This is a genomic window from Paenibacillus sp. FSL H3-0310 (genome assembly GCF_038002785.1).
Classification (GTDB): domain Bacteria; phylum Bacillota; class Bacilli; order Paenibacillales; family Paenibacillaceae; genus Paenibacillus_AQ; species Paenibacillus_AQ odorifer.
In genome coordinates this window covers 692,780-713,668 of the sequence record NZ_JBBODC010000001.1, presented here as the reverse complement: position 1 = coordinate 713,668, position 20,889 = coordinate 692,780, and the positions used below count along the sequence as shown (strand labels likewise).

The following is a 20,889-nucleotide window of genomic DNA, read 5'->3' as shown; positions in this document are numbered from 1 at the left end:
CTCAGATTTACTCCTAGAATGGCCTTTTCACCATTTTTAACTGCACAAAGTGCAATTAAACCCAAACAAACCTATCCCCATCAAAAATAAATGCATAAAGTGCAATTAAAAACCACTCATTACTCATCGACTATTAATCTTCAAATTCCCATTTCTGATTTTTAAATATGGGAACTTTTTTAGCTTTCTATAAGCGTGGCCAATCCAATTACTCAAAAGACACGCGCATTAGCAATTTTATCGAAGGATGAGAGTACCTTTGCTTATTTAATCGGGAATAAAAAAACTGTTCACGGCGATTTCTCGCCGAGAGACAGTTTTTTATGCATGTCTTCCTATATTAGCGGAATCAGCGCCCTTTGCGACGATTTCCGAGCCAGAGCGGAAAACGGAAGGCAAAGTTAATAAACAGAACTACAAATACGAGTACGGCTGCTGATTTGTCAGCGATTTGCCGCGCATCTTCTACAATTGCTTCAGATTGTACATACCATAGATGCACTGCTAGGGTTTCTCCCGGCGAGAACAGATTAAAGTCCCACATTTCGCCCGAGGTACTGAGGCCTGCGGTAAGGATAATAACCGCAGACTCCCCGAAGGCGCGCCCAGCAACGAGACAAATCCCAGTAACAATGGCTGACATTGCAACGGGTAGAACTACTGTGCGGATCACATGGAATTTAGTCATGCCCAGTGCATATCCAGCTTCACGCATCTCCCCAGGAACAGCACGAACCGCTTCCTCCGTCACACGTGCAAGCATAGGCAGATTCAAAAGCGCCAAGCTTACCCCACCGCCAAGAATCGTCAGGCCGATTCCAAAATATTCAGCAAATATCGCAAGTCCAAGCATACCAAATACAATTGAAGGAACCGAAGAGAGAGCTTCTACACATATACGCAGGCCGCCTGTAAAAGCATTATCCGGAGCATACTCCGCCATATAAATCCCCGCACCTAAACCGATAGGGACGGAAATAAGCAGCGAGATGAACAAAATATAAAAAGAGTTGAAAAGTACAGGACCGATCCCGCCACCTACGTCAATCTCTTCAGGCTGTTTAATCAGGAAGTCAGGCCGCAGCGCTGGCAGACCTTTACTAAGAATCGTGAAGAGCAGCCAGAAGATTAGCAGCATGACTAAAGCCCCAAGCGTATAAAACCCAATAGTCGCGAGCTTATTGCGTCTCTGAGCACGCGCTGTATGCTTTGTACTTGCGAATCCGTTCACGCTGCATCCCTCCTTTTTCTACCCAGCACGCGGATGATCAGAATCAGTACAAAGGAAATCACCAGCAGAAGAAAAGCCATCATATGTAGGGCATAATTCCAGGTTGATTCAAACTCTACATTCGAGATTTGCATAACGATGTTACTAGTCAAGACCGAAGCAGGTGTAAATAAGGTTTTCGCCAACTGTGGTGTGTTTCCGATAACCATAACTACAGCCATTGTCTCCCCCACAGCACGAGTCATCCCGAGAATGACCGCGGAGATAATTCCTCTGCTAGCCGCAGGCAAAACAACACGCATAATAACTTGCAGACGGGTAGATCCAAGAGCGTACGCAGCATCCCGATATTTGCGTGGAACAGCGACAATTGCATCATCACTGATTCGGCAAATTGTTGGCAGGACCATTAATGCGAGCACGAGGGCCGCAGCCAGTAATCCATCGCCCAAGCTTTCCCCACTAACTCTACGCAGAAAAGGAAGTAATACCGTTAAGCCTAAATAACCATATACTATAGAAGGAATACCAACGAGCAAATCGAGCACCGGGCGAATGAAGGTCTTCATCCACTTTGGAGCAATCTCCGCACAGAGCACGGCCATACCCACAGAAATAGGTACTGCGATCAGCAGGGTCAAAGCCGTCAGTGAAAGTGTATTTACAATGAAGGCAGCAGCCCCAAAGGAGTCCTCTTCAGGCGTCCAGTTAAAAGAAAAGAAAAAGTCCGCAGGCGAGAGATGACCAAACAGAAGCAGCGCCGTTTTGCCGATAAATAGAATTACAAGTCCAAGCACGAAGCAAAGTGCAAGAATGCTGAATAAGAAATAAAAGCGGAATAATCGATTGCTAAACATATGTCTACTGTGACGTTTGGAGTTGGCGCTAACTTCTGTAACGCCCTCCTTAACCTTAGTTGCCAGGTTGTGGACTGGTGCCCCCATACTTTCCCTCCTGTAAGCGGCCAACCCCGTATCAAAATCGGGGCTGGCCGCTGTTACCGTTCAATATGATCTTCAGATGTTATTAACCCTTCATTGCTGCGATCGGAATGAATTTAAGCTTTTTCAGAGAACCTTGTTGGAACTTTTTGCTTTGTACGTATTCGATAAATTCTTTAGTTGCGCCAGTAGGTTGACCTTTAGTCATGTAGTAACCATAAGCCCAAATCTTATAAGAACCGTTAATTACGTTGTCTGTAGTAGCTGCGATACCGTTGTGTTTCACTGCTTTTACGTCGCCACTTACATAAACAAGGTCGATATAACCGATGGAGTTAGGAGTAGTTCCTACTGCTGTTTTCATGTCGCCGGATGAACCTGTTTCTTTGTAGTTCTTAGCTTTTTTAACGATATCTCCGCCATCCAAGGCTTTAGCTTGATAGTTAACGCGGGTACCAGAACCGAAAGAGCGAGTGATGACAACGATATCTGCATCTGCGCCGCCTACTTCTTTCCAGTTGGTGATTTTGCCAGCGAAAATACCTTTAAGTTGTTCTGTTGTGAGGTTATCTACACCCACATTTTTGTTTACAATCGTTGCAAAAGGAATGACAGCTACTTTGTTCGCTACCTGTCCGTCAAAAGCTTTGAAGCCTGGTACGTCGATGCTAGCATCCCAGTCGCAAGCGCCGATATCAGCGATGCCTTTTTTCACAGCTTGTGGTCCAGTTACAGAACCTTTACCAGATGCTGCGATTTTCACTTTAGGGTGCAGCTTTTGGAATTCTTTTGCCGCTTGCAAGGTCAATGGAAGAAGTGCGGTTGAACCGTTAACGGTGATTTTGCCACTAAGTGAATCTGCTGCTGCTGCAATCCCTGCAAAAGATGCGGTTACCGCGATTACGGCTGTTAAAGCCGTTACTGTTAATTTCTTGAAGATTTTCATTGTACTATTTTCTCCTCTCGGCTCTAGGCCGTTAAAATATGTTTGGGATAATCATTATTTAGTCAGTTGCAGCCCTTTACCGCCTTGGATAACCCATACGCTGTCGCCGCTCACAATCGCAAGCTTGCTTCCGTCTTTAGATACAGATACTTCAGATACATCTTCAGTCGTACGGAACAGTTCGGTCTTTGCACCACTACCATCGATAGAATAGATCACTGTGCTTCCGTCTGCCGTAGTACCTGCCACTGCCAAACCATTGCTAACGCCAGTGGACCAATTCACTTCGATATCAAGTGCAATATTAGTGCTGGTTGCGTCCGCTTTTACAAGCTTCAGGGTATTCTTCGCATTGCCGTCTGCATCTGCGCTCAGGTATGCCACATTTCCATCAGCCAAAATCTCTGGGTAAAGCTTGTTATCCGCTGTGGTTGTTAATGCAGCTGGTTTAGCATCTTTTGTAGCCAGATCAAGCTTGTAAAGCTGCTCTCCTGCCGAGCTAAAGTCTACCGTAAGAGAATCTTCTGTGCTGTCTGCATCATTTTTAGCAACACCCGTCAAATTAACGATATAAACGGCGCTTTTTTCGTCAGCAGAAATGCGCAGTTCAGATTTATTCTCAACCTTGTCAGCCAAAACGGATTTAACATCACCAGTCTCTACTGAGATTTTAGCGATTTTTTCTTGCTTGTCTCCTTGGATGAAATAAATGCTTTTCCCATCTTTGGACCAAACCAGATCTGTCTTCACGCTATTGTCGGTGCCTAGTGTTTTAACAGCTCCGCTAGACAAGTTAATCAGATTCAGCAAACCTTTCTCATCATTAAAAGCTCCCCACTGTTGATCCGGCGATACTGCAAAGTCCACCGCACTGTCATTTGACGAAAACACTTCATAGTTACCTGGTTCTGTACTGAATTTGATAAGCTGAGTAGTTTCAGCATCACTTTTGTTCGCAATCAGGTTACCAGCTGCCGTCCAGTGCAAAGTATCAAACAATCCTTCCGGACGTGCAAAGCTCAAAATCGTGCTAGCATCAGCATCCAGCTCTCCACCTAATGCAATAACTAACTTAGTCAGCTCTACATAGGTTTTACCGTTATAAAACACTGGAGCCACTGTGAACGATTCGGAATTACCATCTACTTGATAGCTCTTTGAGCCTGTTTTGAGTTGCACATTATGTAGTCCTTTGCTGTCGTTAAGTTCAAACCCGCTTGTTCCCAGTACTACCTTAGCCCCAATTTCACCAGCTACCTGAGTCAGCGAGTAAAGCTTGTAACCACTGCTGTTAATGGTGTTAAACACAATCGGCGTTCCGTTTACATTCCAAGTAGTTGTACCTTCTTTAACTGCTGTAACAGCAGCGACTTGATTGGTAGCTACAGATTTTACATTACTGCCGGTGCTAGCTGCAGATACACTTCCAACGCCTACTGTTGCAAGAAGTGCTGAAGCCAACGTTGCGCTAATCCATTTACTGTTTTTCAATTAGATTCACCCTTTTCGTATAGGTAACTGCTAATGTCATTTTCGTCTACAATTGTCAATTCTGTTGCAGAGGAGTGTAATGGAAATATTAACTAGTATTCTTTTTTTAAAAAAATCAGGTATATTAGCTCATTTAACAATTTTCTTGCTCTAAACCAAATGAACTAAAGAGCAAAAACAGCCTCTTTTCGTAAAAAGGTGCTTGGTGTGGCTAGCTTATTTAGTTGGAGAATTGTTTGGGATTTGGTGAGACGTAGGGACTAATTTGAGATTGTAGGCGTGAGGGAAGCTTGTTACTGGCGAGAGTCTGCTATCAATTATGTGGCTGCTGCTTACGATTTAAAAACTAACTGGTCTGTTGGGGCGCTTTCTGCGTAAGGGGCATCGTAGGAGATTCGGCTGATTGTACGGGATTTATACCGTTCTTTTGCTAACTTTAGCGGGATTGGGCTCATTGTGCGGGATTTATACCGTTCTTTTGCTAACTTTAGCGGGATTGGGTACATTGTACGGGATTTATACCGTTCTTTTACTGACTTTAGTAGGATCGGGCTCATTGTGCGGGATTTATACCGTTCTTTTACTGACTTTAGTAGGATCGGGCTCATTGTGCGGGATTTATACCGTTCTTTTTCTGACTTCAGTCGGATTGAGCTCATTGTGCGGGATTTATACCGTTCTTTAGCTTGATTTATCTAAATCATGCCTATTTAGTGGCATTTATGCCCTTCTTTTGTCTGGTTTAGGTAAACCCGTGCTATTTTGAGGCAATTATGCCTTTCTTTTAGCTGATTTAAGTGGATCGACGCCATTTAAGGGCATTTATGTCTTTCTATTACCTAGTTTAGGCGGACTGACACTATTTAGTGGCACTTTTGCCTTTCATTCAAATCATCTCTATATACATAGTAAAAGGACAAGTTGAATTAACAAACCTCAATCGGGATTAAGCTTATACTGTGGGATACATTTGTATAAAATATATGGTTTACAATTCCTAACTTTTGATGCAGAGTAATGAGTGAGTACTCACTCATTATGTACTTAGAGTGTTTAACGCAATGCAGTTCAACACCATCACCATCACCATCACCATCACCATCACCATCACCATCACCATCACCATCACCATCACCATCACCATCACCATCACCATCACCATCACCATCACCATCACCATCACCATCACCATCACCATCACCATCACCATCACCATCACCATCACCATCACCATCACCACCACCTACACCATCACCATCACCATCCACACCATCTACACCATCTACACCATCTACACCATCTACACCATCTATCACCACCATCACCACCTTATCACCACCATCTTCAACTCAAGCAAGTATCCCAGAACATTCAGAATCGAGGAGATAAACATGGGTTCAGAGGCTCCAGTTATTTCAGTGAGCCATGTCGGGAAAGCGTTTGGAGAGAAACAGGTGCTCGAGGATATTTCGCTTCAAGTGGAACGTGCGGAAACCTTTGGCATATTAGGGCCATCGGGCTCAGGAAAAACAACATTAGTGAAGCTGCTTACAGGTATCGATGAGGTAACCTCCGGCGAGGTGAAAATACTTGGCGTGACGATGCCGAAGCTGACTATGCTGCAACAGATTGGGTATATGGCCCAGTCTGATGCCTTGTACACGGAGCTTAGCGCGAAGGAGAATCTGGAGTTTTTTGCAGCGCTATATGGACTGGGGAGCAACGCTCCAAACGCATCACAGCCGTAATGGAGATCGTTAATTTACAAGATCATTTAAGAAAAAGAGTAGACCAATACTCCGGCGGGATGAAACGCCGCTTATCATTGGCGATCGCGCTGCTGCATGAACCGCCGTTGCTTATTCTTGATGAGCCTACAGTTGGCATAGATCCGGTATTGCGGCTATCCATCTGGAAGGAACTAAAAGCGCTGAACCAGAAAGGCACCACTATTGTGCTGACCACGCATGTCATGGATGAAGCTGAAAAATGTGACCGGCTCGGAATGATCCGTGATGGCAAGCTGCTTGCTGCCGACACGCCTGCCGGACTGCTGCAAGCCACCGGTTCAGCTTCTATTGAAGAAGCCTTTTTATATTATGGAGGTGTGCGTTCATGAGAATCCGAGCGATCACCTTAAGGATTTTGCGACAATTCATTCATGATAAAAGAACAATGGCATTAATGTTCATTGCACCACTCCTCGTTCTAAGCTTAATGAGCTTGGTCTTCAACGGTGACGCCTATGAACCCAAAATCGGTGTGTCCGGTGTACCTCTAAATATGTCAGCTGCGTTAAAAGAACAAAATGCCACCATCAAAGAATATGCCAGCGCAGAGCTGGGAAAAGGCGCTTTAGTAGAAGGAAAAATTGACGCTTTGATCACTTTGAACGGAACCGCCGGAGATTCGCAAGTTACGCCTCAAGTGCTGTTAGAAGGTAGCAACCCTACAGCCAATAAGGCAGTAATCATGACGCTGCAACAAATCTCCCAAAAACTTCTTCCAAGTACAAAGGAACAATTACAGCCGCAGATCAGCTATCTTTACGGTTCTGAGAATATGAAGACGATCGACCGTTTCGGTCCCATTATGATTGGCGTATTTGTTTTCTTTTTCGTATTCTTGATTGCAGGTGTATCCTTCTTAAGGGAACGAACCACAGGCACGCTTGAACGCCTACTTTCGACTCCATTAAAAAGATGGGAGATTGTGCTCGGGTATGTATGTGGTTTCGGCATATTTACCGTTTTTCAGGCGCTATTGATCTCATGGTATTCCATACAGATTCTTGGCATTATGATGACAGGCAGCTTTGGTTACGTGTTGCTGATCACATTACTCCTATCGATGACAGCGCTGACGTTGGGCACACTGCTGTCGGCTTTTGCAGCCAATGAGTTGCAGATGATTCAGTTCATTCCACTCATTATAGTGCCACAAATCTTCCTCAGTGGATTATTCCCGCTTGATACCCTTCCACTGTGGCTCCAGCGCGTTGGCCTCGCTACACCGATCTATTACGGATCAGAAGCTCTGATGAACATTATGGTCCGTGGCAAAGGATGGAGCGCAATTGCAATGGATGTCTATGTACTTATAGGATTTTCGCTGCTATTTATGCTGCTGAATGTATTGGCACTGCGCAAGCATCGCAAAATGTAACTTCACAAAAGCTATTATCATTGAAACAAAATGAATTAAGCATGGAGGATTATTGTAATGAAAGAGGAAGTTTCTACGGAACAAAATATAGAAGAGCAGTGGATAGAAGAGTTGCTGACCCTTGGCAAAGACGAGAAACTGACACCGAAGCAGATTTCTATTCTACAAGCGGCGATTGAGGTGTTTTCCGAAAAAGGATACTCTGCGACATCCACGAGTGAAATTTCTCAGAAGGCGGGCGTGGCGGAGGGAACGATTTTTCGCTATTACAAGACTAAAAATGATCTGCTGCTTGCCATAGTAGGTCCTACCATGAGTCGCATGCTTGCGCCTTTTGTGCTGCGGAATTTCAACGGCGTGCTTGATATGCCCTACGACAGCTTTGAGGAGTTCCTGCGGGCATTTATGATCAATCGGCTGGATTTCGCCCGCAAGAATTTTAAAATTCTTAAGATTCTTATTCAGGAGATTCCTTTTCAGCCAACAGTTAGAGCGCAGTTTGTAGAGAATATTCTTAGCAAAATACTGGAGCGCGTGATTGATATTGTTGAACATTTTAAGGAAAAGGGTGAAATCATCGAGGTGCCTACACCCACACTTATACGCTTCACACTCTCGTCTGTCGTAGGTTATTTGATGAATCGCTTGCTGCTGCAGCCAGATAAGGACTGGAACGACGAGGAAGAAATCAACCTGACGATCGCTTTTATCATGCATGGAATAAGTAAAGCAACACCCCCTATTTGATGCGCACGCCCGTTCTGTTATCATAAGTACTATATTAAATTCGGGCTTTTCTAGATCAAGTTATGAGGAAGGAATTATGTTATGGGCTTTAGTGTATCAGAACGGGTAATCAAACTGCTGTGCGGCAAGTCTATTTTTGAAAAAGGATTAGCTTATTACCAAACTGAAAGTGTCGATATAATTGAAGTTGAAGAATACAATGACTCCATTCCAGATTTGCCCCGCTCTCGATATGAAGCCATTGTTCAGGGGGCGATCGACTATGAAGTTATGGTGGTCATTGATATTGATGGGGATGTCCAGGCAGAGTGTAATTGTCCAGCCTACTCCCATGGGGGGCCATTCTGTAAACATATCGCGGCTGTGCTGATCAACGTTGACGCCCTTAAAACTGGCCGAGATCGTTCAGAGCCTACCGGAGCTTCGCACCTGTCCTCTATAGAAGATACTGAGATTCTAACCCCACGTATTTTTACAGATACTGCGCAAGACAACGGGGGAAAGTCCAGAGATCAACAGCTCGTGAGCAGCCTACTGGGGATGTTCAGCAACCATACACCGCGTCCTAGCGGTACGGGGGCTTTTGTAGATAACAGACTTCCTCTAAATATAGAGTTTACATGCAAGCCGTTCACTTATAGTTACAGCCACACCATGCTGGGTATAGAAATGAAAGTCGGACCAAAACGTCTATATATTGTTCAGAAAATAAGGGGATTTCTAGAAAGCTTACACCGCGGAGAATCCTTTGAGTTCTCGAAACATTTTATCTATGATCCTGCCATTTACAGCTTTCGGAAGGAAGACAATGTTGTTCTACAGAAGCTGATTGATATTGTATTAAATGAAAAAATGTACCGCGATAACGTAACTCCTTACTCACCTTATGGGGGAAGTATTGGGGGAGATCGTTTGCTGGCCGTCCCTCCTTTTTTCTGGGAGTCGCTTCAGCCTGCGCTTTCAGAGGTCTCTTCGGTATTTTTGCAACAAGAAGAGGTGCTGTACGAAGGCATCCTTGTGTCTAATGAGGCGCCTCCACTCAGCTTTGAATTTGAACAGGCAGAAGAGGATGGATATCATCTGGATATTCAAGGACTTGAGCAGATTTCGGTCTTAGAAGATTACGGGATAGTACTATCGGAAGGTAAGTTGCTGAAGCTATCCCCTCAAGAATGCATACGCCTTGCTGAAATGAAAAAAATGCTGGATTCCTCCCGCCGAAATGGTATCGATATTGCCCCCGAGCAAATGGAGTCTTTTATGGACAAGGTTATTCCTGGTCTGAAAAAGCTAGGCAACGTCCATATCGCCGATTCCATCGCGGATCGGATTGTCCAACATAGGCTTATCGCGAGACTTTATCTGGATCGTGTGAGAGATCGGCTGCTCGCCGGACTAGAGTTCCAATATGGTGACATTGTGATCAATCCCTTAGATGAAAAAGCCCATGTTCGCGGGACGAATTTGATTCTTTTGCGAGACGGGGAGGGAGAAGCCCGCATTCTGGAGCTGATGGAGCACGAATCCTTCGCTAAAACCGAGGGCGGATACATTATGACAGACGAAGAGGGCGAGTACGATTTTTTGTACCATACCATTCCGCTGCTGGAACCGCTGCTTTCGGTCTATGCGACCTCCGCAGTCAAAGCAAGACTGTTTACGAGCACTACACCCCCTAAGGTGAGCATTAGTTGGAATGAAAAGACGGACTGGCTTGATTTTAAATTCGATATGGGGGGATTCCAGAAGCTGAGATTGTTATGGTTCTGAAATCCCTGCAGGAAAAACGCAGATACTACCGCTTGCCTGATGGGGCCCTGCTACCACTGGAGAGCGAGGAGCTTCAAGAAATCATTACCTTTATGAATGATATAGGCATCCGGGAAGGTGAGATCAAAGGGGTGGAATTTTCTCTGCCCGTTGTTCGCGGGCTACATTTGACCTCCACGGATGCTAAGAGTGACTCCATTAAGCTGGGCAGATCCTTTAAAAGGTTACTTGCGAACATGCGGAATCCTGAGAATCTTGATTTTCCTATACCTGACAGTCTGGTTCCTGTGCTAAGGGATTATCAACAATATGGATTTCAGTGGTTGAAGACGTTGGCCCATTACCGTTTTGGTGGTATTTTGGCGGATGATATGGGGTTAGGCAAAACGCTGCAAAGTATCGCTTTTCTCCTGTCAGAACTTCCAGAGATCCGCCAGAATGGACTGCCTGCCCTAATTGTCGCTCCTGCGTCTCTCACTTATAACTGGCTTAATGAGCTTAAAAAATTCACGCCAGAGATCAAAGCTGTCATTGCAGACGGTAATCTAATTGAGCGCGGGCGGATTTTAAAAAATACAGCAAAAGCTGATGTAATCATCACTTCTTATCCGTTGCTTCGCAGAGATGTTCAGCTGTATGCTAAAAAGTCTTTTCATACCCTGATTCTCGATGAAGCACAAACTATAAAAAACCATACTACACAGACATCCCAAGCTGTAATGGCGCTTCAAGCCCGGCACCGTTTTGCACTTACGGGTACTCCCGTGGAGAATGCGTTGGAAGATTTATGGTCCATTTTCGGCACCGTGTTCCCTGGGTTGTTTCCAGGCAAAAAAGCTTTTCATGATTTACCAAGAGAAACGGTTGCGAAGCGGGCGCGTCCCTTTTTGCTGCGGCGCTTAAAGAGTGATGTGTTAAAGGAACTTCCGGACAAAATCGAATCCGTACAAGCATGTGAACTGCTGCCGGAGCAAAAAAAGTTATATGTAGCTTATCTCGCCCGTTTGAAAAAAGAGGCGCTTAAGCATTTGACCCAAGATAGCTTCGGCAATAATAATCGGATCAAAGTTCTGGCGGGACTAACTCGTCTGCGCCAGTTGTGCTGCCACCCTGCTCTTTTTGTCGATGGATATGAAGGAAGCTCTGCTAAATTCGAGCAGCTGCTCGAAATTATAGAAGAATGTCGCAGTTCGGGTAAACGTATGTTAGTATTCTCACAATTCACAGAGATGCTCGGCCTGATTGGACGTGAACTAGGATATCAGGGCATTCCATACTTTTATTTAGATGGTCAAACGCCTGTTTCTCAACGAGTAGATTTATGTAATAAATTTAATGAAGGAGAGCGTGATATTTTCTTAATCTCCTTAAAGGCCGGCGGGACTGGGCTCAACCTAACTGGGGCAGACACTGTAATCCTTTACGATCTTTGGTGGAACCCTGCCGTCGAGCAGCAAGCTGCGGATCGGGCTCACCGGATTGGGCAGAAAAATGTAGTGCAAGTAATTCGTCTCGTCACCCAAGGCACCGTAGAGGACAAGATGTATGAGCTGCAGCAGAAGAAAAAGAACTTGATTGATGAGGTCATCCAGCCAGGTCAAGAAAGCCTGTCTACCCTTACAGAGCAAGATATCCGGGAGATTCTGATGATCTAAATAACAATATTGGAGAAAAAATCAGGATATCCTGCAGCCCATAGGGCTATCGGGATATCCCTTTTTCTTCAGATTATGCGATTGTAACTCCTGCACTAGCATAGCCAGCAACAGTTGTTGCAACGTCAATGCCAGCCGTGACCGTCGAAGTGAAGACCAACAACAAGCGTTCTCCCACAGTTACAGGGATGCTCAAACCTGTGGTATTACCACTGCTAATAGTTCCAAGAGCAATTAATCCTGTAAGCGGAGGACTTAACGTAACTAAAGCCCCAGGTACTGCTGTGAAGGTATTGTTAGGTGTAGTAGATCTGTATAATTGAGCCGTGATTGTTACCGTAGACCCCACTAAACTAACGGAAGCTGTCGCACTAAAATAGGCTGCCATAGACGTAAGCGTTCCAGTTCTGGAACCGAGAACGCAAAGTTCAGCAAGGTTCCAGCCGCTCCGGTGAGATCTATAGTACCGCCTGTAATACTGATATTGGTTGCACTGCTACCAAAACCAACTGCACTTGAAGTATTCAAAAGCCCCCTAATACAGTGGTCATTGCTACTGGAAGACCAGAAGAATATGGAATAATTGCACCTGAACCAGTAGCACCTGTTGCTCCAGTTACACCAGCAGTTCCTGTTGCTCCAGTTACGCCAGCACCTGTCGCTCCAGTTACACCAGCAGTTCCTGTCGCTCCCGTTGCTCCTGCAGTTCCTGTTGCTCCCGTGGCTCCTGCAGTTCCTGTCGCTCCAGTTACACCAGCAGTTCCTGTCGCTCCCGTTACGCCAGCAGTTCCTGTCGCTCCCGTGGCTCCAGCACTTCCTGTCGCTCCCGTTACGCCAGCAGTTCCTGTCGCTCCCGTTACGCCAGCAGTTCCTGTCGCTCCCGTGGCTCCAGCAGTTCCTGTCGCTCCCGTTGCTCCAGCAGTTCCCGTTGCTCCCGTTACGCCAGCAGTTCCTGTCGCTCCCGTTACTCCAGCAGTTCCTGTCGCTCCCGTTGCTCCAGCAGTTCCTGTTGCTCCGGTTACGCCAGCACCTGTCGCTCCCGTTGCTCCAGCAGTTCCCGTTGCTCCCGTTACACCAGCACTTCCTGTCGCTCCCGTTACACCAGCAGTTCCTGTCGCTCCCGTTGCTCCAGCAGTTCCTGTTGCTCCCGTTGCTCCAGCAGTTCCTGTTGCTCCGGTTACGCCAGCACCTGTCGCTCCCGTTGCTCCAGTGCTTCCTGTTGCTCCCGTTGCTCCAGTGCTTCCTGTTGCTCCCGTTGCTCCAGCAGTTCCTGTCGCTCCCGTTGCCCCTGCACTTCCTGTCGCTCCCGTTACTCCAGCACCTGTGGCTCCGGTTACGCCAGCACCTGTCGCTCCCGTTGCACCAACGCTTCCTGTAGCTCCAGTAGCTCCAGTAGCACCTGTAATTCCTATATTTTCTCCATATAATTCAGAGTAGACAAGGCGGTGAGCAGTCACTAATTGACCTGTGCTGCTTTTCCCCCAAACTGAAATTTGAATGGGATCATCAATCATAATTGGTGTTGTGAATAAAAATTCAAATGAATCAAAGTTTGCATAATAATCATTAGTAATTACTTGATTAGGAGCTACATTAACCAGCTCACTTACATATAAAGTTCTTGTCCCATTCATATAATAACCTTCGACTTGAACTGTTGACGGAGTGTCATCGCTCTGATTGACAATTTTAAGAGTAACAAGCTGAGTAGGTCTTACACCCCCTACCAGATTATTTTCTATGGGACCAGTAGATAGTTGACTCAATTTTCAACACCTCATTTTGTATAGATTTTAAAATACTCGTATTATTTGAATTTCAAAAATCAAATCAATCGAACAAGATTCTCCTCAATAGCTTTGTATAAAATGTGTTTTTATCTATAATCATTCCTCCCACCTACTCTAAGTTGATAATCTATGAGCCTAGAAAATTAGTTCATATTTTTTGGCTCTTTATAGTATTATTCTTGTTTTGAATTAAGGTGTGGACATCCATTTAAAAACTACTATTACACATATTTGATTTATTAAAATAAGCTGAAAATCCGTACTGGTTTAATAGAATAAGAATCTAATAAGCAACATTCCAGTCGACTTATAACATATGCCAACAAAACAGGGGGTAACCCGAGAGCCACACTAACGGCTACCGAATTACCCCTGTTATAAACACTGAACTTGAAGATAAATAAGCTTAAGTTAATTCATGAACAGACCAGACGATACCTGCTGAGTTCGCTCCACCCAAATTCAAAGGAACCGTCAAACCATTTGCCACATAGAACAAGCCAATCACATCACCTGCGGTTAATGCAAATTCTCCAGCCAGCGTCACAGTACCACTTCCCAAAATTGCTCTCAAATCTAATATAAGTGCAACATTCACATCAAGTACTGGGAACAACCCACTTACCAGATTTGTTGCAGTAGGAGAAGTTCTCTGAACTACGAAAGCCGGATTAACTCCAGCACCAAGACTGATAGAAAGTGAGGCAGTTGTAGAATAATTGATAGTCGCTTCAATCGAATATCTACCAGTTGTCGGAATGGTATAATTTCCGCCAACTTCGTCGAAAGACGGGCTATCATAAAAAGGTGTTGTCACAGTCCAGCCAGTTAATTGTGTAGATGTGGAAATTGCCAATGAGGGCTTGAAAGCAGAAAACCCTTCTTGTTGAATGTTCGGACCTGTAGCTCCAGTTACTCCGGTTGCACCTGTTGCACCAGTGAGCCCAGTTGCTCCGGTAGCTCCGGTAGCTCCGGCCACTCCAACTCCTGTTGCTCCAGTTACACCAGCTACTCCTGTTGCTCCGGTTACACCAGCTATTCCAGTCGCTCCTGTTACTCCCGTTGTTCCCGTTACTCCAGCTACTCCTGTTGCCCCCGTTGCTCCTGCTACTCCAGTCGCTCCGGTCACTCCAGCTTCACCCGTTGCTCCGGTTACACCAGCTACTCCTGTTGCTCCCGTTGCTCCTGCTACTCCAGTCGCTCCGGTCACTCCTGTTTCACCCGTTGCTCCGGTTACACCAGCTACTCCCGTTGCTCCGGTTACACCAGCTACTCCTGTTGCTCCAGTTGCTCCTGCTACTCCAGTCGCTCCGGTTACTCCTGTTTCACCCGTTGCTCCGGTTACACCAGCTACTCCTGTTGCTCCGGTTGCCCCAGCTACTCCCGTTGCTCCAGTCGCTCCAGCTTCACCCGTTGCTCCGGTTGCCCCAGCTACTCCCGTTGCTCCGGTCGCTCCCGTTGCTCCTGTTGCTCCATCCGCTCCGGTTGCACCAGTCGCCCCCGTTGCACCAGTTACTCCGTTTGCTCCTGTAGCTCCAGTCTCTCCTGCTCCGGTCGCTCCCGTTGCTCCGTCAGCTCCCGTTGCACCAGTCGCCCCAGTTGCTCCATCGACTCCAGTCGCCCCAGTTTCTCCTGCTCCGGTCGCTCCGGTAGCACCCGTTGCTCCTGTCGCTCCCGTTGCTCCGTCTGCTCCCGTTGCTCCTGTTGCACCTGTAGCTCCATCTGCTCCTGTTGCCCCAGTCTCTCCTGCTCCGGTCGCCCCGGTTGCTCCGTCTGCTCCCGTTGCACCCGTTGCTCCATCCGCTCCGGTTGCACCAGTCGCCCCCGTTGCACCAGTTACTCCGTTTGCTCCTGTAGCTCCAGTCTCTCCTGCTCCGGTCGCTCCCGTTGCTCCGTCAGCTCCCGTTGCACCAGTCGCCCCAGTTGCTCCATCGACTCCAGTCGCCCCAGTCTCTCCTGCTCCAGTCGCTCCCGTTGCTCCGTCTGCTCCCGTTGCTCCTGTTGCACCTGTAGCTCCATCTGCTCCTGTTGCCCCAGTCTCTCCTGCTCCGGTCGCCCCCGTTGCTCCGTCTGCTCCCGTTGCACCCGTTGCTCCATCCGCTCCGGTTGCACCAGTCACTCCATCTGCACCTGTTGCACCTGTTGCCCCTGTCTCTCCTGCTCCGGTCGCTCCAGTTGCTCCGTCTGCTCCCGTTGCACCAGTCGCCCCAGTTACTCCGTTTGCTCCTGTAGCTCCAGTCTCTCCTGCTCCGGTCGCCCCGGTTGCTCCGTCTGCTCCCGTTGCACCCGTTGCTCCATCCGCTCCCGTTGCACCAGTCACTCCATCTGCACCTGTTGCACCTGTCTCTCCTGCTCCGGTCGCTCCAGTTGCTCCGTCTGCTCCCGTTGCACCAGTCGCCCCAGTTACTCCGTCTGCTCCTGTAGCTCCAGTCTCTCCTGCTCCGGTCGCTCCAGTTACTCCATCCGCTCCGGTTGCACCAGTTGCACCTGTAGCTCCATCGGCACCTGTTGCCCCAGTCTCTCCTGCTCCAGTCGCTCCAGTCGCTCCAGTTGCTCCATCCGCTCCCGTTGCACCAGTCGCCCCAGTCACTCCATCTGCACCAGTAGCTCCAGTCTCTCCTGCGCCGGTCGCTCCCGTTGCTCCTGTTGCTCCATCCGCTCCCGTTGCACCAGTCGCCCCGGTCGCGCCGGTCGCGCCAGTTATTCCTTGCGTTACACCAAGCAATTCTGCATGTACAAGTCGATGGGCAGTCACAATCTGGCCAACGCTATTTTTTCCCCATACTGAGATTTGAATCGGATCATCTACCAGACTTGTAGTTGTAAAAATAAATTCGAACGCATCAAAATCGCCATAATAATCACGTGTTATAACTTCATTAGGTGCTACATTTATCAGCTCGCTTACATATAAAGTTCTTGTCCCATCCATATAGTATCCTTGAACAAGAGCCATTGATGAATCAATGTCACTTCGGTTATCAATTTTGACAGTAACATGCTGAGTAGGTCTTACACCCCCTACCATACTATTGTCTATCGGTCCGGTAGATAAATAACTCAATTTCTCATCACTCCTTTAACGTTAACTGTGTCACAAAAATAATTATTAAATTAATACTGCCTGCTTCTCCCACGCAACTATGCGATGAGGATCTACCAATGCCCCCGAGTTCTGTTTTCCCCAGACTGAAATCCCAACCTCTGCTTCAACTGCTTCTACTGTTGTAAACACAAATTCAAATGCGTCCAAGTCGGCAAAATAGTTCTTAGTTAAAACTTGATTAGGTGCTAGATTTACTGTTTCATTCACATACATCGTTCTTGATCCGTTAAGAAGGAAACCTTGAATAACTAGATTATAAGGATTAAGAGAATCCCGATTAACTACTTTTACGGTTACCAGTTGCGACGGTCTGACCCCTAGGATCGGGCTGTTATCTATAGGTCCAGTAGAAAAAATAGCCATGTTTTATTCACTCCTCCCTTCCACTACAAATTGAAAGATTAGTGGCTCCATATAGTAATATTCCTTGGCTTGAGTTAGCGTGTGGACTGTTGTGCAAAGGAACAGCTAGTCCTATAACAAGACATCCTTCTTTTTCCAAATTTATAATCTACTAAACTGATAATCTAACAACAAAGAGCAACCAAGATTGTTAAGAAGCTAACCACTATTGCTTTTTATGAAATATTAGGTATACTGGTAAAAATTAATTAAGCATCGATGAGCGGGAGAGTAATTAACGAGATCTAGTCCTCAGCGAGCCGGGAGAGTGTAAGCCGGTACAGATCCCTTTAATGAAGCGCACCCGTGAGATGGACTTCTGAACCTTAGTAGGAAGTCCCGGCTGAAGGCCGTTATCCCGTAAGGTGGCTGAACAACTTGTTCAGCAACGAGAGTGGTACCGCGAGCGCTAAAGCCCTCGTCTCTTTTGAGACGAGGGCTTTTTTGTATTTTCAAAGGAGGGTATACCATGTTAAATCAAATCATCAAAGACGGAATCGAGCACAGTGTACAACGTGTATTCAATACCTTAGGAGCTGACTATCCAGAGGACATTGCCATTCTGATCGAACAGCCAGCAAATCTAGAACATGGTGATTATTCATGCAATATCGCTATGCAGCTAGCCAAAACTTTACGAAAATCCCCAATGGTCATAGCAGAATTAGTGAAAGCAGAACTTCAATTCCAAGGGCGCCTCGCCGGTCTTTTACAAAAAGTTGAAGTCGCTGCTCCCGGATTTATCAATTTGTATATGAATTGGCAAAGCTGGGCTGAACATTCCTTTGAACTGCCTGCCAGCACTGGGGAAAAAGTCATCATCGAGCACACTTCTATCAACCCCAACAAAGCCGCTCACGTAGGTCATCTAAGAAACGCCTGTATCGGCGATACTCTAGTCAGAATTATGAAAAGAACTGGGTATAACGTAGAGGTCCATAACTACATTGATGATCTCGGCAATCAGCTGGCGGATACAGTTGTTGGATTATTAAATATATCTTTAGAAGGGGAACACCAACGTTTCGGTGATTTTTGCTGGGATCTTTATGCCAAAGTGAACAAAGAATATGCGCTGAACCCTGAGATGACACATAAGCGCACAGATATACTGCACTCCCTTGAACAAGGGGGCGGTAACGAAGCCTGGCTGGGCAACCTTGTAGCTGAACGCATCGTTAGAGAGCATGTAGAGGAAATGAAACATTTTGGAATTTATTATGATTTGCTGGTATGGGAGAGCTGGACCTCTGTCAAGAAAGTGGACAGTCACGCAACAGACATTCTAGTCAATTGCTCAGCAAAACGAACTGGAGAAAGATACCCCAGCGCGCCATGCATTCGCTTGCGGTTATAGTAAAACTCAATATATTGAAAAAGTGTCTGGTAGGCTTGCTCCTTAGTTTTGAATCGTGGATTACAATAAATGAGCTCCTTTTTCAAAATGCTGTGCCACGACTCGATACAGGCGTTATCATAACAGTTACCTCTGCGGCTCATGCTGGACTCCATGCCATACGCTTTCAACTGCTTCGTGTATTCATGAGAAGTATATTGAGAACCTCTATCGGAGTGATGTAATAGACCCTTTTCCGGTTGTTTAGCTTCGTAGGCATCTTGTAAAGCGCCCGAAATCAAGCTAGTTTCCATATGGTTCTCCAAACGCCACCCCACGATTTCGCGCGTGCAAAGGTCCATCACACTAGCCAGGTACAAGCGCCCTCCCCGGCAAGGAATGTACGTAATGTCGGTAACCCATACTGAATTGGGTTTGAGTATTTTAAATTGCTGGTTCAGCGTATTCGGGGCAATCGGATGGTCATGATTGGAGTCAGTGGTCTGTACCCGATACGTTTTGGAGACAATGGAGCGAAGCTTCATATGTCGCATGTACACACTCACCGTGCGTTCGGTAACGGTATAACCTTCTTGATGTAACAGGCGGGTGATCTTCGGACTCCCATACCGCTTTTGATGGTCTGTAAAATGATACTGAATTCGCTTCATTATCGCAGCCTTACGAAGCATATGCGTACTGTTTTTTTCTGTCCGCCACTTGTAGTACCCGCTCCGTGACACATGTAGGGTCATGCACATCTTCTCCAAGAGAAACTCGGAGCGATGTTTTTCAATAAACTGGAATCTCAGTTCCTTGGTTTGCTGAAGATGTGCACTGCTTTTTTTACGATCGCTAATTCCTCTTCCACATCGGCAATCTTGTTATCTTTTTCTTGAAGTTGACGGCTCATTTCTTTCAACTGTGCCTCGAGTTCTCGTACTCGATCCACGCTAGCTGCCGGTTCATTCTTTAATTCTCGATACTGGCTCATCCATTGATGCAGGGTACTTTTTGGGATGTTGAGCTCTTCCGCCAAGTCGCCCACTGTCTTTGTTTGCTCTTGAATGAACTGCACTGTCTGTTTTTTAAATTCTTCGTTATACCGTTGTCGATGTTCTCCCATGTGAACACACCTCCGTGGACTCATTATCGCCAGTCTGTTAACTACTGTCCACTTTTTATTCTAGCTTCAAGCAGTATTTTAAAAGAGGGATTTTGGGCAGCCGCAGCTGAGCTACTGAAGCAGACAGCCGTTTTTGTACAAGAGACTGAAGGTAAACTCGCAGGCTGCTGGGTGCTGAAGCAAGGAACAGAGGCTAACATTGGAGCGGATTCAGAGGAGCATCAGCTCGATAAGGTGCTGGTGCGTTCGAATGGGATTTTAACGTATACAGCCAAAGATATTGCCTATCATCTCTGGAAATTTGGTCTTTTGACCAAAGATTTCTCCTTTAGCGAATTCTCGTCCGGTTTATGGACAACTGGATTAACTGGAACCCAAGAATCTTATGGGCAGGCGGACAGAGTCATCAATGTGATCGATTACAGACAGGAATATCCACAACAGATGGTTAAGCAAGCCTTAGGGGCACTAGGTTATAACGAGCAAGCAGACAAACTCCATCATGTGAGCTATGGTGTTGTATCTCTTAGTCCCGCTTCGGCGGCCGAGCTGGGTATAGATATTTCAGAAGGCAAATCTTCTTATGCTATGTCCGGACGTCAGGGAATCGGGATTAAGGTAAGCGATCTGGTGGAGCTTATGGAACAGAACATTGAGCACTCACGTTCCGATAAAGACGGCCTCTCCAGCCGATTGATTGCCACTGCTGCGATTCGCTACTATCTGCTACGGTTTAATTTAGGAACGGAAATCGTGTTTGATTTCAAACAGGCTACCGAAATATCCGGCAATACCGGAGTTTATCTGATGTATACTTTTGCGCGTGCGACAAGCGTTTTGAGTAAAGCTACGATCCCAATCCTTACAGCTGCCGCACAGCTTCAGTTCCCTTCCGAATTGGAAAAAGCAGAGCTTGCCCTGCTAAGACAGCTAAGCCTCTGGCCGGAGATATTACATTCAGCAAGTATAGAGTTAACGCCAAATACGCTCTGCACTTACGCACATACCTTAGCTACACTGTTCAACAACTTCTATTCTGGATGTCCGATTCTAAAAGGAGATCCAGCTACGATCGAATTCCGCCTCTGGCTCACTTCAAGATTCAAGGACATCTTGGGAGATGTGCTCGAAGTGCTTGGGTTACCGACACCGAGCCGAATGTAAAAAACACAAAAAAAGGGCA

Annotated in this window: 14 protein-coding genes, 3 pseudogenes and 1 other annotated feature; of the genes and pseudogenes, 7 read left to right on the top strand and 10 right to left on the bottom strand. The window is 46.3% G+C overall.

From position 1 onward, the window contains the following. Positions 1-349 precede the first annotated feature (349 nt). From pstA to MHH63_RS03235, 4 genes are all read right to left on the bottom strand, one after another. The gene (gene pstA / locus MHH63_RS03250) at positions 350-1,231 is read right to left on the bottom strand and encodes a phosphate ABC transporter permease PstA (RefSeq protein ID WP_036685040.1); all 882 of its coding nucleotides are present in this window, start codon (positions 1,229-1,231) and stop codon (positions 350-352) included. After that, positions 1,228-2,175 (bottom strand): phosphate ABC transporter permease subunit PstC, encoded by a 948-nt coding sequence (gene pstC / locus MHH63_RS03245; protein WP_036685038.1) that lies wholly within the window; start codon positions 2,173-2,175, stop codon positions 1,228-1,230. Before pstC ends, pstA begins: the two co-directional genes overlap by 4 nt. An 82-nt stretch (positions 2,176-2,257) precedes the next feature. Further along, entirely contained in the window at positions 2,258-3,118 is an 861-nt protein-coding gene (locus MHH63_RS03240) for a phosphate ABC transporter substrate-binding protein (protein WP_038573065.1), read from the bottom strand. A gap of 54 nt (positions 3,119-3,172) precedes the next feature. Further along, positions 3,173-4,609, bottom strand: coding sequence for a stalk domain-containing protein (locus MHH63_RS03235; protein WP_340394540.1), 1,437 nt, complete (start codon positions 4,607-4,609; stop codon positions 3,173-3,175). A 403-nt stretch (positions 4,610-5,012) separates the two neighbouring features. On the opposite strand from MHH63_RS03235, the gene MHH63_RS03230 reads away from it, so the two are divergent. Beyond that, positions 5,013-5,294, top strand: a complete 282-nt coding sequence (locus MHH63_RS03230; RefSeq protein WP_340394541.1) for a hypothetical protein — start codon at positions 5,013-5,015, stop codon at positions 5,292-5,294. A gap of 241 nt (positions 5,295-5,535) precedes the next feature. Here MHH63_RS03230 and MHH63_RS03225 read toward each other — a convergent pair whose 3' ends face one another. Further along, positions 5,536-5,925 carry a hypothetical protein gene (locus MHH63_RS03225; protein ID WP_341171200.1) on the bottom strand — a complete coding sequence of 130 codons (390 nt, stop codon included), beginning with the start codon at positions 5,923-5,925 and terminating at the stop codon, positions 5,536-5,538. A gap of 75 nt (positions 5,926-6,000) precedes the next feature. Here MHH63_RS03225 and MHH63_RS03220 point away from each other — a divergent pair. The 4 genes and pseudogenes from MHH63_RS03220 to MHH63_RS03205 all read left to right on the top strand — a co-directional run bounded on the left by MHH63_RS03220 (position 6,001) and on the right by MHH63_RS03205 (position 11,946). Continuing rightward, a pseudogene (locus MHH63_RS03220) lies at positions 6,001-6,728 on the top strand (ABC transporter ATP-binding protein). Next, entirely contained in the window at positions 6,725-7,774 is a 1,050-nt protein-coding gene (locus MHH63_RS03215; protein WP_312150608.1) for an ABC transporter permease, read from the top strand. Before MHH63_RS03220 ends, MHH63_RS03215 begins: the two are co-directional and overlap by 4 nt. A gap of 57 nt (positions 7,775-7,831) precedes the next feature. After that, complete coding sequence (locus MHH63_RS03210) at positions 7,832-8,521, top strand: TetR/AcrR family transcriptional regulator (protein ID WP_076279985.1); 690 nt, start codon at positions 7,832-7,834, stop codon at positions 8,519-8,521. 81 nt (positions 8,522-8,602) lie between these two features. Continuing rightward, positions 8,603-11,946, top strand: a pseudogene (locus tag MHH63_RS03205) (DEAD/DEAH box helicase). Between the two features lie 73 nt (positions 11,947-12,019). Here the strand turns inward: MHH63_RS03205 and MHH63_RS03200 are convergent. The 3 genes and pseudogenes from MHH63_RS03200 to MHH63_RS03190 form a co-directional block, all read right to left on the bottom strand. Beyond that, positions 12,020-13,712 (bottom strand): annotated as a pseudogene (locus MHH63_RS03200) (exosporium glycoprotein BclB-related protein). A 430-nt stretch (positions 13,713-14,142) separates the two neighbouring features. Beyond that, complete coding sequence (locus MHH63_RS03195; RefSeq protein ID WP_340394544.1) at positions 14,143-16,800, bottom strand: beta strand repeat-containing protein; 2,658 nt, start codon at positions 16,798-16,800, stop codon at positions 14,143-14,145. 45 nt (positions 16,801-16,845) lie between these two features. Further along, the gene (locus MHH63_RS03190) at positions 16,846-17,205 is read right to left on the bottom strand and encodes a hypothetical protein (RefSeq protein WP_036687001.1); all 360 of its coding nucleotides are present in this window, start codon (positions 17,203-17,205) and stop codon (positions 16,846-16,848) included. Between the two features lie 249 nt (positions 17,206-17,454). Beyond that, positions 17,455-17,673 (top strand) — a binding site (T-box leader). 40 nt (positions 17,674-17,713) lie between these two features. On the opposite strand from MHH63_RS03190, the gene argS reads away from it, so the two are divergent. Beyond that, complete coding sequence (argS, locus tag MHH63_RS03185; protein WP_341171199.1) at positions 17,714-18,601, top strand: arginine--tRNA ligase domain-containing protein; 888 nt, start codon at positions 17,714-17,716, stop codon at positions 18,599-18,601. On the opposite strand, the gene MHH63_RS03180 is transcribed toward argS, so the two are convergent. Together MHH63_RS03180 and MHH63_RS03175 are read right to left on the bottom strand one after the other, a co-directional pair. Next, positions 18,514-19,377 (bottom strand): IS3 family transposase, encoded by an 864-nt coding sequence (locus MHH63_RS03180; RefSeq protein ID WP_341171985.1) that lies wholly within the window; start codon positions 19,375-19,377, stop codon positions 18,514-18,516. The genes argS and MHH63_RS03180 overlap by 88 nt on opposite strands. Before the next feature lie 11 nt (positions 19,378-19,388). Then, the gene (locus tag MHH63_RS03175) at positions 19,389-19,706 is read right to left on the bottom strand and encodes a transposase (RefSeq protein ID WP_036683594.1); all 318 of its coding nucleotides are present in this window, start codon (positions 19,704-19,706) and stop codon (positions 19,389-19,391) included. Here MHH63_RS03175 and MHH63_RS03170 point away from each other — a divergent pair. Then, entirely contained in the window at positions 19,695-20,870 is a 1,176-nt protein-coding gene (locus MHH63_RS03170; protein WP_341171989.1) for a DALR anticodon-binding domain-containing protein, read from the top strand. The two genes, MHH63_RS03175 and MHH63_RS03170, sit on opposite strands and share 12 nt — an antisense overlap. The last annotated feature ends 19 nt before the right edge of the window (positions 20,871-20,889 follow it).

Coding starts and splice junctions, on each gene's coding strand:
- MHH63_RS03215 (WP_312150608.1), top strand. CDS start 6,725: ATGAGAATCCGAGCGATCACCTTAAGGATTTTGCGACAATTCATTCAT.
- MHH63_RS03210 (WP_076279985.1), top strand. CDS start 7,832: ATGAAAGAGGAAGTTTCTACGGAACAAAATATAGAAGAGCAGTGGATA.
- MHH63_RS03190 (WP_036687001.1), bottom strand. CDS start 17,205: ATGGCTATTTTTTCTACTGGACCTATAGATAACAGCCCGATCCTAGGG.
- MHH63_RS03170 (WP_341171989.1), top strand. CDS start 19,695: ATGTTCTCCCATGTGAACACACCTCCGTGGACTCATTATCGCCAGTCT.
- argS (WP_341171199.1), top strand. CDS start 17,714: ATGTTAAATCAAATCATCAAAGACGGAATCGAGCACAGTGTACAACGT.
- MHH63_RS03175 (WP_036683594.1), bottom strand. CDS start 19,706: ATGGGAGAACATCGACAACGGTATAACGAAGAATTTAAAAAACAGACA.
- pstC (WP_036685038.1), bottom strand. CDS start 2,175: ATGGGGGCACCAGTCCACAACCTGGCAACTAAGGTTAAGGAGGGCGTT.
- MHH63_RS03240 (WP_038573065.1), bottom strand. CDS start 3,118: ATGAAAATCTTCAAGAAATTAACAGTAACGGCTTTAACAGCCGTAATC.